This window comes from Micromonospora sp. DH13, from assembly GCF_020873825.1.
Taxonomy (GTDB): domain Bacteria; phylum Actinomycetota; class Actinomycetes; order Mycobacteriales; family Micromonosporaceae; genus Micromonospora; species Micromonospora haikouensis.
In genome coordinates, this window is sequence record NZ_JAHWGR010000134.1 from 1 (window position 1) to 255 (window position 255).

General features: G+C 81.6%; 1 protein-coding gene. It reads right to left on the reverse strand.

Going from position 1 to position 255, the window contains the following annotated elements:
* A partial coding sequence (locus LPA42_RS33600) for an MFS transporter (RefSeq protein WP_228987161.1) occupies positions 1-255 on the reverse strand: 255 nt, incomplete at both ends.

Below are 255 nucleotides of genomic sequence, written 5' to 3' on the forward strand. Positions count from 1 at the left end.
CGGGCGGGGTCTGGCGGGCGGGCGGGCGCCGCCCCGGCGGGTGCGGATCAGCAGGCCGGCGGCCACCAGGGCGAGGTAGCTGGCGGCGTCCAACAGCAGCGGCACGCGGGTGCCGAACTGCCCCACCCGCAGCCCGGCCAGCGCCGGGCCGGCCAGCGCGCCGAGGGTGCCGGCCGTCTGGTTGAGCGCGCTGGCCCGGGGCAGGTCCCCGGGCGTGACCATCGCCGGGACGAGGGCGGCGAGCACCGGCTGGGT